At 66.4% G+C, this 15,877-nt stretch carries 15 protein-coding genes and 1 pseudogene; 10 read left to right on the top strand and 6 right to left on the bottom strand.

Going from position 1 to position 15,877, the window contains the following annotated elements; genetic code table 11:
* Positions 1-3 precede the first annotated feature (3 nt).
* The 4 genes and pseudogenes from cydD to NU1_RS10550 all read left to right on the top strand — a co-directional run.
* A pseudogene (gene cydD / locus NU1_RS40215) lies at positions 4-1,902 on the top strand (thiol reductant ABC exporter subunit CydD); the annotation flags it as partial.
* Positions 1,903-2,336: 434 nt separating this feature from the next.
* Positions 2,337-2,519, top strand: a complete 183-nt coding sequence (locus tag NU1_RS10560) for a hypothetical protein (protein WP_067519824.1) — start codon at positions 2,337-2,339, stop codon at positions 2,517-2,519.
* Positions 2,516-4,189: an ATP-binding cassette domain-containing protein gene (locus NU1_RS10555; protein WP_067519822.1), complete on the top strand. Its 1,674-nt coding sequence runs from the start codon at positions 2,516-2,518 to the stop codon at positions 4,187-4,189. The genes NU1_RS10560 and NU1_RS10555 overlap by 4 nt, the downstream gene beginning before the upstream one ends.
* 313 nt (positions 4,190-4,502) lie before the next feature.
* Entirely contained in the window at positions 4,503-5,105 is a 603-nt protein-coding gene (locus tag NU1_RS10550) for a Uma2 family endonuclease (protein WP_067519821.1), read from the top strand.
* Here NU1_RS10550 and NU1_RS10545 read toward each other — a convergent pair.
* From NU1_RS10545 to NU1_RS10520, 6 genes are all read right to left on the bottom strand, one after another.
* Entirely contained in the window at positions 5,102-5,770 is a 669-nt protein-coding gene (locus NU1_RS10545) for a heme-binding beta-barrel domain-containing protein (protein WP_067519871.1), read from the bottom strand. The two genes, NU1_RS10550 and NU1_RS10545, sit on opposite strands and share 4 nt — an antisense overlap.
* Positions 5,771-5,973: 203 nt before the next feature.
* On the bottom strand, positions 5,974-6,279 hold the full coding sequence (locus tag NU1_RS10540; protein WP_067519820.1) for a DUF1416 domain-containing protein: 306 nt from the start codon (positions 6,277-6,279) through the stop codon (positions 5,974-5,976).
* Between the two features lie 5 nt (positions 6,280-6,284).
* Complete coding sequence (locus NU1_RS10535) at positions 6,285-7,118, bottom strand: sulfurtransferase (protein WP_067519819.1); 834 nt, start codon at positions 7,116-7,118, stop codon at positions 6,285-6,287.
* A 28-nt stretch (positions 7,119-7,146) separates the two neighbouring features.
* Positions 7,147-7,659 carry a DUF4395 domain-containing protein gene (locus tag NU1_RS10530; protein WP_067519818.1) on the bottom strand — a complete coding sequence of 171 codons (513 nt, stop codon included), beginning with the start codon at positions 7,657-7,659 and terminating at the stop codon, positions 7,147-7,149.
* A gap of 256 nt (positions 7,660-7,915) precedes the next feature.
* Positions 7,916-8,383, bottom strand: coding sequence for a thioredoxin family protein (locus NU1_RS10525; protein WP_067519816.1), 468 nt, complete (start codon positions 8,381-8,383; stop codon positions 7,916-7,918).
* Positions 8,380-9,198 carry an LmeA family phospholipid-binding protein gene (locus tag NU1_RS10520; protein ID WP_067519815.1) on the bottom strand — a complete coding sequence of 273 codons (819 nt, stop codon included), beginning with the start codon at positions 9,196-9,198 and terminating at the stop codon, positions 8,380-8,382. The genes NU1_RS10525 and NU1_RS10520 overlap by 4 nt, the downstream gene beginning before the upstream one ends.
* A gap of 487 nt (positions 9,199-9,685) precedes the next feature.
* Between NU1_RS10520 and NU1_RS10510 the strand changes: the two genes are divergently transcribed.
* The 6 genes from NU1_RS10510 (at position 9,686) to pstB (ending at position 15,673) form a co-directional block, all read left to right on the top strand.
* Entirely contained in the window at positions 9,686-10,438 is a 753-nt protein-coding gene (locus tag NU1_RS10510; RefSeq protein ID WP_067519811.1) for a winged helix-turn-helix transcriptional regulator, read from the top strand.
* Between the two features lie 44 nt (positions 10,439-10,482).
* Positions 10,483-11,397 (top strand): mycothiol synthase, encoded by a 915-nt coding sequence (gene mshD / locus NU1_RS10505; protein ID WP_067519868.1) that lies wholly within the window; start codon positions 10,483-10,485, stop codon positions 11,395-11,397.
* Between the two features lie 346 nt (positions 11,398-11,743).
* Positions 11,744-12,853: a phosphate ABC transporter substrate-binding protein PstS gene (gene pstS, locus NU1_RS10500; protein WP_067519864.1), complete on the top strand. Its 1,110-nt coding sequence runs from the start codon at positions 11,744-11,746 to the stop codon at positions 12,851-12,853.
* Positions 12,854-13,034: 181 nt separating this feature from the next.
* Complete coding sequence (gene pstC / locus NU1_RS10495; RefSeq protein WP_067519862.1) at positions 13,035-13,979, top strand: phosphate ABC transporter permease subunit PstC; 945 nt, start codon at positions 13,035-13,037, stop codon at positions 13,977-13,979.
* Complete coding sequence (gene pstA, locus NU1_RS10490; protein WP_067519809.1) at positions 13,976-14,878, top strand: phosphate ABC transporter permease PstA; 903 nt, start codon at positions 13,976-13,978, stop codon at positions 14,876-14,878. Before pstC ends, pstA begins: the two co-directional genes overlap by 4 nt.
* Positions 14,879-14,896: 18 nt before the next feature.
* Entirely contained in the window at positions 14,897-15,673 is a 777-nt protein-coding gene (pstB, locus tag NU1_RS10485; protein WP_067519808.1) for a phosphate ABC transporter ATP-binding protein PstB, read from the top strand.
* Positions 15,674-15,877: the final 204 nt, after the last annotated feature.

Raw genomic sequence — 15,877 nt, 5'->3', positions numbered from 1 at the left:
ACCATGGCACGACCGGTCGACCCGCGCCTGTGGCGGTACGCGCACTCGGCACGACGGTATCTCGTCGCGAGTGTGGCGCTATCGCTGGCGATCACGATCTGCATCGTGATCGCGGCCCTGGCCCTGGCGCGGGTACTGGCCGGTGTGATCACCGATCCGGCCAGTCGTGATATCGGCTCCTGGACAGTCGAACTGGTGCTTTTCGCCAGCGCCGTCGCCTGCCGGGCCGCCGCCACCTGGTGGCAGGCCCGGCTGGCGCATCGCGCCGGCGCGCAGGTGGTGGCGGAACTGGAGACGGCCGTGGTGGCCGCCGGAGCTCAACTGTCGCCACGCGAATTGGAGCGGAGGCGCACCGAACTGGCGGTGGTGGCCGGCTCCGGGCTGAGCGGGCTGCGCGCCTACCTCGCCGGATATCTACCCGCACTGCTGCTTTCGGTACTGGTACCGCCGGTGGTGCTGACCGTTATCGTGGTGCACGACTGGGTTTCCGGTGCGATCATCTTCGTCACCCTGCCGCTGATCCCGATCTTCATGATTCTCATCGGGTTGCTCACCCAGGGAAAGTCCAAGGACATTCTGGCCGCCACCACCCGGCTGTCGGATCAGCTGCTCGACCTCTTCTCCGGAATGCCGACCCTGCGCGCCCTCGGCCGGGAGACCGGTCGAGCGGACAGCACTGCCGGACAATCTGATTCGCGCCCGTCGGATTCGGCTCGCACCACCATGGCGCACCGGGTGCGCGACCTCGGCGACGCCCTGCACCGCCGGACCATGTCCGCGCTGCGTATCGCCTTCCTGTCGTCGATGGTGCTGGAGATGCTCGCGACACTGTGCGTGGCGCTGGTGGCGGTATCCATCGGAATGCGGCTGGTCTTCGGCAATATGGGCCTGTACGCCGGGCTCGTCGCATTGATCCTCGCCCCCGAGGTGTACCTGCCGCTGCGCATGGTGGGGGAGCGGTTCCATGCCGCTCAGGACGGAATGGCCGCGGCGGACAAGGCTTTCGCGGTCCTCGATCCGGACGAGGCGGAGGACGCCGAGCCGGACGGCCCTATCGCGAAGCGGCGCGACGACCCCGGAACTGCTGAGCTCGAACACCTGGTGCCGCCCACTCCCTCGTCATTCCGGCGTGCTTTTGGCCGGAATCCACCTTGGGACAGGAGTGGATCCCGGCCAAAAGCATGCCGGGATGGCGGGGGTGGAGTGCGGCGGGATGACGAGGGTGGCAGTCGACACCATACGGTGGATCTCGGTGAATCCGTGGGCCGCATCGAGATTCGTGATCTCACCGTCGCCGCGCGCGACGGGGCCGCACCGGACGCACTGTCCGCCGTATTGCGGTCCGGTGCGGTGACCGTCCTGACGGGTCCGAACGGCTGCGGTAAATCCACCGCGCTGCAAGCGGTGCTGGGCCTGATCACCCCTGATCGTGGGCAGGTTTCGGTGGACGGCGTCGGTGTCGGCCAGCTGGACCAGGACCACTGGTGGTCCCATGTCGCGTGGCTACCGCAGCGCCCCGTCCTCATCCCCGGCACCCTCCGCGAGAACTTGGAACTGCTCGGTGCGTCCGCCGGCCCGGAGCAGGTTGCCGAGGCCTGCGCCGCAACAGGATTCGACGCCGTTCTCGCCGAACTCCCCGACGCCTGGGAAACCATCGTCGGCAGCGGAGGCACCGGGCTATCACTCGGGCAGCGACAGCGGCTCGCGCTCACCCGGACTCTCGCCGCACCACGGCAGGTGCTGCTTCTCGACGAACCCACCGCGCACCTCGACGACACCAGCGAGGCAGCCGTTCTCGCGGCCCTGGTCGCTCGCGCACATGCCGGTGCGACCGTGGTCGTCGTCGGCCACCGCCCGGCGGTACTGGCGGTGGCCGACCATATTGTCGAGGTGCGGGCCACGGCACGCGGAACGGAACCAGGTGCCCATCGGAGCGAGATCCGGCATGACTCGGCCGCCGAGGAGATCGGTCGCGGTGCTGCCCACCCCGCTGCTTCGGCGGCAGGCTCTGAGGGATCGGGAAGCCCAAAGGAATCGGCAGGCACTGAGGGATCGGCAGGCACTGAGGGATCGGCAAGCCCTGAGGAGTCGGCAAGCACTGAGGAGTCGGCAAGCCCTGAGAGATCGGCAAGCCCCGAGGAGGCGGCAGGCCACGAGGGATCGGCAGGCCACGAGGGATCGGTGGGTGTCGAGGGATCGGTACGGTGTCCAGAAACGTCGAACGGCACCCCGTCATCCCGGCGTGCCTCTGGTTGGGATCCGCAGACCGGACTACCACCACTGGATTCGGTGGATTCCGGCCAAAAGCGCGCCGGAATGACGGGGGTGAGTACACCGTGAACGCCACGACCGCGGCGGATGCCGCGACCGCGACGGATGCATCGGGGCGGATGGAAAGCGGTGTGCCGCACCTGGATAGCGGTGCGGTGCGGGTGGACGCGGAAATCGAGCTGGTGTCCAGTGGGGCGACCGCCGGGAGCCGGGATGCCATCCACGCCGATGAGGTGAGCATGCGATGACAGGGTTGCTGACCGATTTTCGTCGTATTCGCGAGCTGCTGGCATTGTCGCGCTGGCGCATGACGATTTCCATCGGCTGGGGCGTGCTGGCCCTCGGCAGCGGGTTGGGGCTCGCGGCACTCGCGGCGTGGCTCATCGCGCGGGCCTGGCAGATGCCGCCGGTGCTGGATCTGTCCATCGCGGTGGTGACGGTTCGGGCACTGGGCATTTCGCGTGGCCTGTGCCGATACCTGGAGCGGCTGGCCACGCACGATGTGGCCCTGCGGGCGACGAGCACCGCGCGCACCACGACGTACCGGGCATTGGCGGGTGCCGATATCTGGCGCCCACGCCGCGGCACCACGTTCGGAGTCGACGAGCCGCCGACCGCCGGTTCGGGTGCGGGAGACGCCGCGCGGCACGGTGATCCGACGCAGCTGCGGCGCGGTGACCTGCTCGGGCGGGTCATGGGGGATATCGACGATCTCGGGGCCGTGGTGGTGCGGGCCTTCGTACCCATTGCCGTCGCGGTGATCCTGGCGCTCTTCGCGGTCGGGCTGCTGCTGCCGATTTCGGTGCCCGCCGCCGCTATTCTCGCGGCCTCCCTCGTTGTGGCCGGGGTTATCGCACCTTGGCTTTCGGCACTGGCGGCCCGGGAGGCAGAGTTGGCGGTGCGGTCCGATCGGACCGAGTTCACCGCTGCCGCACTCACTGTGCTCGATCATGCCCCGGAACTGCGGGTCGCCGGGCGGCTCGACGCGGCACTGTCGACCGCCACCGTGGCCGGGCAGCGGGCGGTCGCCGCCGAGGACAGGGCCGCCTCGCGCAGTGCGTGGGCGGCGGCCGCGACACCACTGTCGATCGGTGTGAGCGTGCTCGGGTCGCTGCTCATCGGAATTGTGTTGTACGGCACCGGTCCTGCCGTCACCACCCTCGGATTCCAGACCGTCGAGCCCGGCGGTATCTCACCCATGGCGCTCACCGTGATGGTGCTGCTGCCGCTGTCGGCCTTCGAAGCGGTCGCGGTTCTCCCCGCCGCCGCGCAGGCGTTGACCAATGGCCGCGCGGCGCTACGCCGGATCAATCGGCTCGAACAGGGCGAATCCGAAAGCCCCCGAATGGATCTCGTCAAATTGCCGGAGGGCAACCGCATCGCTGTCACCGGCCCGAGTGGCGCGGGGAAGACCACCCTCCTGATGGCGTGGGCGGGCCTGTTCGACACCCCGCGGCCCGGTGTCACCTTCTTCGCCGAGGATGCCCATATCTTCGGCACCACCGTCCTCGAGAATCTGCGCGTGGCCCGCGGCGATATCACCTCCGACGAGGCCGTGCGTGCTCTGCGCGCGGTCGGCGCCGGACCCTGGCTGGACGCACTGCCCGACGGCGTGGACACCGAGCTGATCGGCGGTGCGGCAGCGGTTTCCGGTGGTCAGCGCCGCCGCATCCTGCTGGCTCGGGCGCTGCTCTCCCCGGCCCGGGTACTCCTGCTCGACGAACCCACCGAACATCTGGAAGCCGAAGCGGGCACGGATCTGCTGCGCCGCCTGCTCGACGAATCCAGCGGTCTGGTCGCCCCCGGTCGCATCGTCGTGGTCGTCACCCACCAACTCCCGGCGGACCACCGCGCCGACGCCCTCGTCCGGGTGGCCGCGGACGGCCACAGCTCCGTCGAACGATTTATTCCCGCCTGACCTGCGATTTCGCGGTCCGAGAAAATACGTTGCCGCGTTCGCGAACCGTGACTAAGTTCGTCTGTACACGGGAAAGGAGGTGGTTCAAGAGATGGTTATTTCTAGGACGCGTGAGGTGGCTGCCAGCTAGGCGCTACCGCTGCAATCGGATTCCGCTTCGCGCGAGCGCCTAGCGAATCCAAGGCAGTCACCCGGCCCCCGAGTCTCCCGATCTGTCCGATCGGGATCTGCGTGAAGTTGCATCCGCAGAAGGACTCGGGGGCCGTACCGTTTTCCCGGTGAGTCTTCTCTGATCAGGGGTTACGCTGAGGTCATGACCGTTGAACCGGTGCCGGACTGGCCGGATTGGGTGATCCCCCCCGTCGGGGGGTTCACTGTTGAGCGCTTTCTACAACTGCGTGGTCTTCCCCGGCACACCGAACTGATCGACGGGAGCCTGATATTCGTGAGCCCGCAGGAGAAGTGGCACAGCCGTGTCGTATCTCTGTTCGAGCGGGAACTGGAACTACAGGTGCCGTCCGGTCTCCGTGCCGAACGTGAGATGGCGGTCCGGCTCGGCCAGCGGCAGATGCCGGAGCCGGATGTTGTGGTAGTCACCGAAGAGGCGTTCAACCGCGACGACCCATCCACGTACTACTTCGCGGAGGACGTCATCCTCGCGATTGAGGCGGTATCCCCCGATTCGGTGGAACGGGATCGAGAGGTGAAACCCCTCAAATACGCGAAGGCTGGAATCGAGCATTACTGGCGGGTCGAGCGCCGCGATGCGGATGCGATCGTGTACACCTACGAACTTGATCCAGCTACCAAAGGTTATGTCCCAACAGGCATCTTCCACGACAGACTGTGTGTTTCGGCACCGTTCGCCGTTGATATCAATCTGAAGGAGATCGGGAAACGTAACTGGGCGGACTAACCGATAAAGCGCTGCAAGCGGGCCGACAGCCGAGGCTCCAACGCCCCGTCCGCCGCGATCCGCTCCTCGACATAACCGAGGTCGCCGCCTTCGACAATGCCGTACAGCCGCTTCGCGCCGCCGACCACGAGGCCGGACTGGCTGCGGATCACCACATCGGTGGCGAGTTCCCAGGAGGACTGGGTGAGGGCCTGGCCGTAGAACAGTTCCACGATGCCGGACGAGTGGGTCAGCAGGAGTTCGAGGACCTCGTCGTCGCCGTCGATGCCCACGCGCCAGAAACCGCTCTCGCGCAGATCCGGACCGCCGTAGCTGCTGTCCTCATTGATGACCCAGGAGCGGGACTCCCAATTGAGGTAGTCGCCGCCGTCATGGGAGACGATGATCTGCTGGCCGAAGCGGTAGTCGCCGGTCTCGGGGTGGTTACCTTCGCCCTCGCCGCGCCAGACGCCGACCAGCGGCAGCAGCGCGAGCATGGAGGAGCTCAGATCCGGACCCAGCCGGAGATTGGCGGTGTCCTCGGGCAGCGGGAGGCCGGGGAGTGCGGGAACATTCATGCCACCGGTTGATTTCGCCTTGTCGACGGCCTCAGCCACGGCTTGATCACCGCTGCGGCGGGCAGCGGTGGATTCCGGCGTCGTTCCATTGAGGACGCCGTTTTCGATGTTCTCGCTCGCCGGCTCGCTCACGACTCGGTGAACAGCCGGTAGAGCACGTACAGACCGAACCAGGCGATCAGCACGGAGACCACAACCAGCAAAATCTCGAAGGCAAGAACCACGGCCCGAAGTCTAATAGCAGCTCGTTCCGGGCACGAAAACGGCCCCGGGAAAACGAATCCCGGGGCCGCTCGCGCAGGTCGTGCTACTTACTTGGCGACGAGGACGTCCACATTGTGGATGCCCGCACCCTCCGGCTTCACCTCGGCGGTGCCGTTGCCGGACGCCGACAGCGCCCGCACGGTCCACGCGCCCGGAGCGGCGAAGAAACGGAAGTCACCGGTGCCGGAGGCGACAACCTCGGCGGTGAAATCGCCATTGCCGTCCAGCAGACGCACGAACGCGCCACCGACGGTCTGGTCGTCAGTGGTCAGTACGCGGCCGGTGATGACCGTTTCCTTCTCCACATCGACGCCGGCGGGAATGGCCTGGCCCTGGGTAGGTGCTGCACACATATTGATTACGCTCCCAACTCGATCGGTGCACCGACGAGGGAGCCGTACTCGGTCCAGCTCCCGTCGTAGTTCTTGACGTTCTTGTGGCCCAGCAGCTCCTGCAGCACGAACCAGGTGTGCGAGGAACGCTCACCGATGCGGCAGTAGGCGATGGTCTGCTTCTCGCCGTCCAGGCCCGCGTCCTTGTACAGCTCGGCCAGGTCCGCGTCGGACTTGAAGGTGCCGTCCTCGTTCGCGGCCTTGGACCACGGCACATTGATGGCGGACGGGATGTGACCCGGACGCTGCGACTGCTCCTGCGGCAGGTGCGCGGGAGCCAGGATCTTGCCCGAGAACTCGTCGGGGGAGCGCACGTCGACGAGGTTCTTGGTGCCGATGGCGGCGATGACCTCGTCGCGGAAGGCGCGAATGGACAGGTCCTGCTCGCTCGCCTTGTAGCTGGCGGCCGGACGGTTCACGGCGTCACGCGACAGCGGACGGCCGTCGAGCTCCCACTTCTTGCGGCCACCGTCGAGCAGCTTGACGTCCTGGTGGCCGTACAGCTTGAAGTACCAGTAGGCGTAGGCGGCGAACCAGTTGTTATTGCCGCCGTACAGGACCACGGTGTCGTCGTTGCTGATACCGCGGGCCGCGAGCAGATCGGAGAACTGCTCCCGGTTCACGAAATCGCGACGGATCTGGTCCTGCAGATCCTGCTTCCAGTCCAGCTTGACGGCGCCCTCGATGTGGCCGGTGTCGTAGGCGGAGGCATCCTCGTCGACCTCGACGATGACGACGCCCGGGGCGTTGAGGTTCTCTTCGACCCAGTCAGCGGAGACCAGGACATCGGAGCGAGCCATGTTGTTCCTTTCGAAGGTGGTGCCAGGGTCAGGCGGTGGGATTGGGATTGTTCGGCACGGCTTTCGGAAGAAACCGCGTGACGAGGGGGTAGAGCTTGCAGCCCAGGCAGATGCCGAAGGCGGCGTTGAGGAACGCCGCGAACAGCGCAAAACCGGTGAATACCGCACCGGCGACGGAGCTCGAGGAGGCGAACCCGATCACGCCGAGTACGGCGAAGACCAGGCCGACCAATTGGGCGAACCGCAGTGGCGCGACGGGTTCCAGCTCGGGGGCCGGACCGATGCGCGGCAGCACCAGGTTCTGGTAGATCAGCCCGTAGGGGCTGCGGCTCGGACCCTGCCACGCGCCGAGCGCGAAGACCACGGCCTGCGCGGTCAACAGTACGGCGGCGGCGGTGAGGGAGAAGTTGGCGAGAATCAGAACCAGCGCCAGGACGGCGGTGGTGACCCAGGCGGCGAAACGGGGGCCGCGAACATCGACCTGGCCGGAAGGAATGCGAGTACCGACCGGTTGGGTAATGGTGGGATTGGGCTGTGACATGTTCGTACTCCTGCGCTGAAGGATTTCAGTTGGCCAGAACGCCGGAGGATCACAGAGATCTCTCTACGACGGATACATCCGGTCGGCGACAGCAGAGTCGAAAGGCCGACCGGCTAGCGGCACAGGCAGCAACAACCACCGAGGCGGCACAGATCTACCGTGCGGCGTCGGGTGAGCATCAGCTCGCGGTTGGATTGCACGAGTTGGAGTTTACCCGGTTTTTCGGGGGAATTGGACCCGGGGTCCGTAATGCTGGTCACTCGGCGGCATTCGGCCTGGTTAGCGGTGCCAACGCCGTGCGCAGATCGGCGGCCTTCGGGACGCCGGAGATACGGAAGCGCTCCCGGCCCGCGGTATCGAAGACGAAAGTGGTCGGCAGCGACAGCACCGACAGCTCCTTGGCCAGGGCCGGATCGGCGTCGATATCGACCTCTATATCGAGGGGTGCCGCAGGGGCGTCGGCGAATTCGGTGACGACGGCGGCGACCACCCGTCGCACCGCGGCGCACGGGCCGCACCAATCGGCCGAGAAATGCAGTACGGCAGGACGATTCGCGGCGAGTCCCACGGCGGCCAGCAATTCGGTCCGCGGCCCCGACGGGTCCGCGCCATCCGTTGTGGTGCCCTCGGCGACGGTGCGGACCCGGCCCTCGTTGCGGCGCACCAGAATTCCCACCCCCGCGGCGGCTGCCACGGCGATGGCGAGGACGACCAGTTCGATCATGGCTGCTGGAGACGATCCAAATCGATGGTGACGTTCTTGCCGACGCCCTCCACCACGATCTGCCCGCCGCTGGCCTCCACCTTCATGGGTCGCACACCGAACGGCAGGTCTCGAGTATCGATGGTGCGGGTGAACTTGGCCAGCACCAGCTCCCGATTCACCTCCGGCACCATGGCGGCCGGGGTGGCCTCGTCGCCGTAATAGATATCGGTGGCGACGATCTGGATCTGGCCGTCGGCATCGAGCCGCAGATCGGCGAGCACGCTGACCGGCTTTCCGCTGTCACTCGTGCCCGGCACCGGGTTGGTATCGGAGGTCAACGACACCGTGCCGGTCAGGATGATCGGCCCCGACGTGGTGACACCGGTGCCGCCGGACCCACCCGAGCCATCCGATTTATCGGCGGGCGGACCGAACACCTGCAGATCCGGAATCTTGAACAGCCGTCCCAGCTCGACCGGTTCGATGCGCATGAGGGCGTGGACCTCGTCCACGGGCACCTTGCGCACATTGCCATCGACCAGATCGCCCAGCGGTGCGTGGACGCCGATCAGACCGGCCTCGACCAGGATCTCGCCCGGAATATCCGGCCGCACGGCACGTGCCCGAATATCGATATCCCGGAACTGGCCGTCGAGCGCCTGCGCCACGAACGGAAACCCGTGAAAGGTCACCTCCGGATCCGCGCCCAGGTCGGAGCCGTCACGCAGCAGCCGCGACACCCGGTACTCGGAGTAGGCGGCCGCCCCGAAATCGAGTACGACCGCCAGACCCGCCAGGCAGAGCAGCCCGATGATCACCCTGCGGAAACTCATGGGGCAACCCTACTGGGGCGGCCCGCCCCCGTCCGCCTCGCCGCCACCACACCGGTGACCGCCACGCCGAAGAGTGTGTGCCGTTTCATAAGCGCGCGCACAGGGATATATGACAGGCGCTGCGGCCGGTAGCCGCTGTCGAGCCGGGTGCACCGCTGGGCCGGGCCGACCGCGCTGAGCGCATCGGCGACTTGCCGAAGGCCCACAACGCTTCTGGTCGGCGGCTGTCTCGGTTCTGAACCGAAAAGCGCCGCGGGCGCGGCGGAGGAGCGGAGAGCGGGAAGAATCGAGGCGCGGGGCCGCGTATCCGCCGCGGCGTGGCGGAGCTGGACAATCCGGCGTTGCCGGAGAGACGTGCACCGTCGGCTATGCGTGGTCCATCAGACTTACGCGCTAATGTATGACCCGACTTACCTGTGATGACGCGCATGAGGTCGTGGCGGACGACGATGTTGCCGCGCACATGCCAGATGGGAGGAGAGCCCCCATGGAGCTGCTCCTGCTGACCTCCGACCCCAACCCCGAAGCGGTGTTGCCGTCGCTGGCGCTGCTGCCACACCATGTGCGACCGGCGCCGACCGAGGTGGCATCGCTGCTCGAGGCCGGTTCCGCCGATGTCGCCCTGGTCGATGCCCGTACCGACCTGGCTGCCGCGCGCGGACTGTGCCGGTTGCTGGGGAGCACCGGATCGTCGGTGCCGGTTGTTGCCGTCCTGACCGAGGGCGGTCTGGTCGCGGTGAATGCGGACTGGGGGCTGGACGACATTCTGCTGCCCGGCACCGGACCCGCGGAACTCGATGCGCGACTGCGACTTCTGGTCGCCCGCAACGGTGGGGCCGCCAGCCCGGAGAACACCGGAAAGATCACCCTCGGTGAGTTGGTCATCGATGAGGGCACCTATACCGCGCGGTTGCGCGGTCGCCCACTCGACCTCACCTACAAGGAATTCGAACTGCTCAAGTACCTCGCCCAGCACGCCGGTCGGGTATTCACCCGGGCCCAGCTGCTGCAGGAGGTCTGGGGTTACGACTTCTTCGGCGGCACCCGCACCGTCGACGTGCACGTGCGGCGACTACGCGCCAAGCTCGGCAGCGAATACGAATCGCTCATCGGCACCGTGCGCAATGTCGGCTACAAGGCGGTGCGCCCGGCGCGCAGCTCCACCAAGGGCGATGTCGCTTTCCCGGATGCCGAGGGTTCGGACGACGAACTGGCGCCGGCGAACGGCACGATGCAGTGAGTTCCGTGCCCGACGATCAGCTTCCCGCCCAGACCGAAATACCGGTGAGCGATCGGCTGCGGCAGCTCGGTTGGGTCGAGCAATTGCCCGCCGCGACCGCGCGGCAGGTGCGCGATCTGCTGGATCGAGCCACCGCTGTCGATGGGGTCGCACCGGTTTCCGAACAAGCGGTGCTATCACTGACCGCCGATGTCACCGGGTGGCATCTGGTGACCGTCGATGAACTGTCCGGCGAGGTCGTCGGCTATGCGAATCTCGTTCCCGCGCACGCCGAACACCCGGCCATGGCCGAGGCCGCCGTCGCTCCGGAGGCTCGTGGCAAGCGCATCGGCACGGATCTGGTGACGGCGGCGCTCGCCGCCGGTGGCGCTGGTGCGCGGGTGTGGGCGCACGGAAATCTGCCCTCCGCACAGGCGGTTTCGGCCCGGTTGGAGCTGGCCGTGGCGCGTGAGTTGTGGCAGATGAAACGCCCTCTCGCTAACTCTGAGCTACCGGAGCTGGCCGTGCCGGAGGACCTACTGCTGCGTACCTACGCCGGTCCGGCCGACGATGCCGAGATCCTGCGCGTCAACAATGCCGCCTTCTCCTGGCATCCGGAACAGGGCGGCTGGACCGAGCGCGAGATCGCTGTCCGCCGCGACGAGTCGTGGTTCGACCCCAAGGGGCTGTTCATCGCCGCCGACCCGGCCGACCCCGATCGCATCCTCGGATTCCACTGGACCAAGGTGCACCTGGACGAGGACCCGCCGATCGGCGAGGTGTACGTGGTCGCCATCGACCCGGCCGCGCAGGGCCGCGGACTCGGCCGCCTGCTCACCCTCGCCGGACTGCACTACCTGCGCGACCGCGAGCTGGGCGAGGTGCTGCTCTACACCGAGGCCGACAACACCGCGGCCGTACACACCTACACCCGCCTGGGATTCGCACCCGCACACGTCGACTTGGCCTACGCGCGATAGTCGCTGCCGCACAGACAGACTCCTCGGCGCAGGCACGCCCCGGACGGCCGCCGTTGGGATGGTGGGATGGCTGTCGGGTCAGCGGGAGCCGCCACCGGGTGACTGCGCGGCAACCGTGATATCCGCAACGCTGCGGCTAATGTCACAGCTACAGGTCGTAATCGCAGAGGGTTGTTCACTTTCCGTTCACCTGCCCAGGTCTAACTGTCTACGTCCCGCCCTTACCTTTCTTGTGGGCGGTACAGAGCTGCCCGGTGGGTCAGTTCGCAGCGAACAGCCACCTACCTCACGCCCGTCCGACCGTTGAGGGGTTGGGCGTGCGGACGTGATTCCCGGAGGATTTTCAGTGAAGCTCAAGCGCAGTAGCGCCCTGGTCGGTGTCCTGGCCGCTGGTGCCATGACTCTCGTCGCCTGCGGTAGCGACGACAACACCGACACCAGTCAGGTGTCGGCGAACTCGGACATCAACTGTGGTGGCAAGACGTCACTGAAGGCCAGCGGTGCCTCCTCGCAGAAGAATGCCATGGAGCGGTTCATTGCCGCTTACGAGGCCAACTGCGACGGCGCCACCCTTAACTACACCTCCAGCGGGTCCGGTGCGGGTGTGAAGGAATTCCTCGGCAGCCAGACCGATTTCGGCGGCTCGGACTCCCCGCTCAGCGCGAAGAAGGACGAGCCCGCCCAGGCGGCCGCTCGTTGCGACAGCCCGGCCTGGAACCTGCCGACCGTATTCGGCCCCATCGCCATGACTTACAACATCGACGGCGTCACCGATCTGGCATTGGACGGTCCGACTCTGGGCAAGATCTTCAATGGCTCGATCACGACCTGGGATGCACCCGAGATCAAGGCGCTCAACCCGAACGCCAGCCTGCCTGCCGCGCCCATCGCCGTGATCTTCCGCAGCGATGAGTCGGGCACCACCGATAACTTCCAGCTCTACCTGGACGCGGCCTCAGACGGCGCGTGGGGCAAGGGCGCTGGCAAGACCTTCGTCGGCGGTATCGGTGAGGGCTCCAAGGGTAATGAGGGCACCTCGGCCGCGGTGAAGAACACCAAGAACGCGATCACCTACAACGAGTGGTCATTCGCCAAGGCGCAGAACCTCTCCGTCGCCCAGATCGTCACCCCGGCCGGTCCGGAACCGGTGACACTGAGCGTCGAGTCCGCGGGCAAGGCGATCGACGGCGCGAAGATCTCGGGTGAGGGCAACGACCTGGTGCTGGACGTCTCCTCGTTCTACAAGCCGACCGAGACCGGTGCGTACCCGATCGTCATGCCGACCTACGAGATCGTCTGCTCCAAGTACAGCGATGCGGGCACCGCCACCGCAGTGAAGGCCTTCCTCACCTCGGCGATCACCAACGGTCAGAACGGCCTGGAGGAGAACGGGTACATCCCGATCCCCGACAAGTTCAAGACCAAGCTGACCAACGCGATCAACGCAATTTCCTGATCGCGAGCCCATGACCGTTCACGATGACGTCACGGCCGCGGACCCGTCGAACACGGCGGATCCGCGGTCGGGCTCTGTTCACCCGTCGGGGGATACTGCGCTCATGCCGACCGACCCCAGCCTGAAACAGAAGGCCGCCGAACCTCCCGCGCCGCGGCTGAGCGGGGCATGGCTCCGCCAAATGGTTGCCAGAATCCGCGCTTGGCGGCCGAATCCGGAAATGCTGTTCCGTTCGGCCGCCACCGCGGCGGGTGGCATCATCGTCGCCGCTATCGCCCTGATCGCACTGTTCCTGCTGATTCGGGCGGTGCCGTCGATCCTCGCGAACGAGGCCAACTTCTTCACCAGCACCGAGTTCAACACCTCCGATGCCGATCATCTGCAATTCGGCATCAAGGACCTGTTCATGGTCACGGTGCTGAGTTCGCTGATGGCGCTGGTGATCGCGGTGCCGATCGGGGTCGGGATCGCACTGTTCCTGACGCAGTACGCGCCGAAGGTGCTGGCGCGACCGTTCTCGGTGCTCGTCGACCTGCTGGCGGCGGTGCCGTCGATCGTGTTCGGTCTGTGGGGCTTCCTGGTGCTGGCGCCGAAACTGGAGCCGGTACAGCGCTTCATCAATGACAACCTCGGCTGGTTCTTCCTGTTCTCCGACGGCAATGTCAGCATTTCCGGTGGCGGCACGATTTTCACCGCGGGCGTGGTGCTTGCGGTCATGATCCTGCCGATCATCACCTCGGTCAGCCGTGAGGTATTCGGCCTGACGCCGCCCGCGCATATCGAGGCGGCGCAGGCGCTGGGCGCCACCAAATGGGAAGTAGTGCGCATGACCGTGCTGCCCTACGGCCGCAGCGGTGTGATCGCCGGTTCCATGCTGGGACTCGGGCGCGCACTGGGCGAGACCATCGCGGTGCTGGTGGTGCTGCGCACCGCGGCGCAGGCGGGCGGCTGGTCACTGTTCGACGGTGGCTACACCTTCGCCTCCAAAATCGCCTCGGCGGCAGCGGAATTCAGTCAGGCACTGCCCACCGGCGCCTACATCGCAGCCGGTTTCGTGCTGTTCGCGCTGACCTTCGTCGTCAACGCACTGGCCCGGCTGGCTGCCGGCGGGAAGGTCAACGGATGAACACCGCGCTGCTCGATAAACCGGTGAAGGCCCCGGCCTTCCGGGCGACCACCCTGGACCGGCGGATTCGCAACAATGTCGCCACCGGCGTGGTGTGGGCCTGCTTCGTCATCGCCCTGGTGCCGCTGGTCTGGGTGCTGTTCATGGTCGTGAGCAAGGGCTTCGAGGCCATCCTCACGTCCAGCTGGTGGACCAATTCGCAGAAGGGCGTGCTGCCCGACCAGACCGCCGGCGGCGTCTACCACGCCATCTACGGAACCGTCGTGCAGACTGCGGTGGCCGCGGTCATCGCGGTGCCGCTGGGCATTATGGCCGCCATCTTCCTGGTCGAGTACGGCCGCGGCTGGCTGGCCAAGACCACCACCTTCATGGTGGACATTCTGGCCGGTGTGCCCTCGATCGTCGCGGCGCTGTTCATCTTCGCACTGTGGATCGCCACGCTGGGTTTCCCGCAGAGTTCGTTCGCGGTATCGCTGGCGCTGGTTCTGCTCATGCTGCCGGTGGTGGTGCGCTCCACCGAGGAGATGCTCAAGCTCGTCCCCGATGAGCTGCGCGAGGCGTCATACGCGCTGGGCATTCCGAAGTGGAAGACCATTGTGCGGGTCGTGGTGCCCACCGCTCTGCCCGGCATGCTCAGCGGCATCCTGCTCTCGTTGGCCCGCGTCATGGGTGAGACGGCGCCGGTGCTGGTGCTGGTCGGCTACAGCAAGTCGATCAATTCGAATATTTTCGACGGCAATATGGCCTCGCTGCCGCTGATGATCTACCAGGAGTTGGCCAACCCCGAGCCGGCCGGCCGGTTGCGGGTGTGGGGTGCGGCGCTGACGCTGATCCTGCTGATCGCCCTGCTGTACGTGGCCGCGGCCGTGGTCAACAAGCTCCTGACGCGGAACCGATAGAGCGGAACGGAATACGAGATGGCAAAGCGGATCGACGTCAAAGACCTGAACATCTACTACAGCGCCTTCCATGCTGTGAAGGACGTTTCGCTGACCGTGCTGCCGCGCAGCGTGACCGCCTTCATCGGTCCGTCCGGCTGCGGCAAGTCCACCGTGCTGCGATCGCTCAACCGGATGCACGAGGTGACCGTGGGAGCCCGCATCGAGGGCGCGGTGCTGCTCGACGGCGAGGACATCTACGGCGCCATGGTGGATCCGGTGGGTGTGCGTCGCACCATCGGTATGGTGTTCCAGCGTCCGAACCCGTTCCCCACCATGTCCATTCGCGACAATGTGGTGGCGGGCCTGAAGCTGCAGGGCGTGCGCAACAAGAAGGAACTCGATGAGGTCGCCGAGCGCTCGTTGCGTAGCTCGAACCTCTGGACCGAGGTCAAGGACCGCCTGGACAAGCCCGGCGGCGGCCTCTCCGGTGGTCAGCAGCAGCGGCTGTGTATCGCGCGCGCCATCGCGGTCTCGCCGGACGTACTGCTGATGGATGAGCCGTGTTCGGCCCTGGACCCCATCTCCACGCTCGCGATCGAGGATCTGATCGCCGAGCTGAAGAAGGAGTTCACCATTGTCATCGTCACCCACAATATGCAGCAGGCCGCGCGGGTGAGTGATCAGACGGCGTTCTTCAACCTGGAGGCCCAGGGCAAGCCGGGCCGACTGGTGGAGATCGACGAGACCGAGAAGATCTTCTCCAACCCGTCGCAGAAGGCCACGGAGGACTACATCTCCGGCCGCTTCGGATAAACCCACTCTGGGATCTCGCACCCCCGGTCCGTTGGACCGGGGGTGCGGTCGTGTGTGTGACGGCTATCTCGGATCTGGTGGTGCAGTCATTGGTGTGTATGAGTAGCGCCCCTCGTGTCTGGTGGGTACAGCCGCAGCCGGGGTCCGGTCCGGCTGGTCGGATACGCCCACTCTGGGATCTCGTGCCCCAGGCCCGTTGGGGCC

The sequence above is a fragment of the Nocardia uniformis NBRC 13702 genome (genome assembly GCF_001613345.1).
Taxonomy (GTDB): domain Bacteria; phylum Actinomycetota; class Actinomycetes; order Mycobacteriales; family Mycobacteriaceae; genus Nocardia; species Nocardia uniformis.
The sequence above is the reverse complement of the archived record's forward strand: the minus strand, read 5'-3'. Positions and strand labels throughout refer to the sequence as shown.

Excerpts from the sequence above, each read along its gene's own strand:
- pstC (WP_067519862.1), top strand. The coding sequence starts at position 13,035 with ATGGTTGCCAGAATCCGCGCTTGGCGGCCGAATCCGGAAATGCTGTTC.
- NU1_RS10535 (WP_067519819.1), bottom strand. The coding sequence starts at position 7,118 with ATGGCTCGCTCCGATGTCCTGGTCTCCGCTGACTGGGTCGAAGAGAAC.
- NU1_RS10550 (WP_067519821.1), top strand. The coding sequence starts at position 4,503 with ATGACCGTTGAACCGGTGCCGGACTGGCCGGATTGGGTGATCCCCCCC.
- NU1_RS10525 (WP_067519816.1), bottom strand. The coding sequence starts at position 8,383 with ATGATCGAACTGGTCGTCCTCGCCATCGCCGTGGCAGCCGCCGCGGGG.
- NU1_RS10555 (WP_067519822.1), top strand. The coding sequence starts at position 2,516 with ATGACAGGGTTGCTGACCGATTTTCGTCGTATTCGCGAGCTGCTGGCA.
- NU1_RS10520 (WP_067519815.1), bottom strand. The coding sequence starts at position 9,198 with ATGAGTTTCCGCAGGGTGATCATCGGGCTGCTCTGCCTGGCGGGTCTG.
- NU1_RS10540 (WP_067519820.1), bottom strand. The coding sequence starts at position 6,279 with ATGTGTGCAGCACCTACCCAGGGCCAGGCCATTCCCGCCGGCGTCGAT.
- pstA (WP_067519809.1), top strand. The coding sequence starts at position 13,976 with ATGAACACCGCGCTGCTCGATAAACCGGTGAAGGCCCCGGCCTTCCGG.
- NU1_RS10510 (WP_067519811.1), top strand. The coding sequence starts at position 9,686 with ATGGAGCTGCTCCTGCTGACCTCCGACCCCAACCCCGAAGCGGTGTTG.
- NU1_RS10530 (WP_067519818.1), bottom strand. The coding sequence starts at position 7,659 with ATGTCACAGCCCAATCCCACCATTACCCAACCGGTCGGTACTCGCATT.
- pstB (WP_067519808.1), top strand. The coding sequence starts at position 14,897 with ATGGCAAAGCGGATCGACGTCAAAGACCTGAACATCTACTACAGCGCC.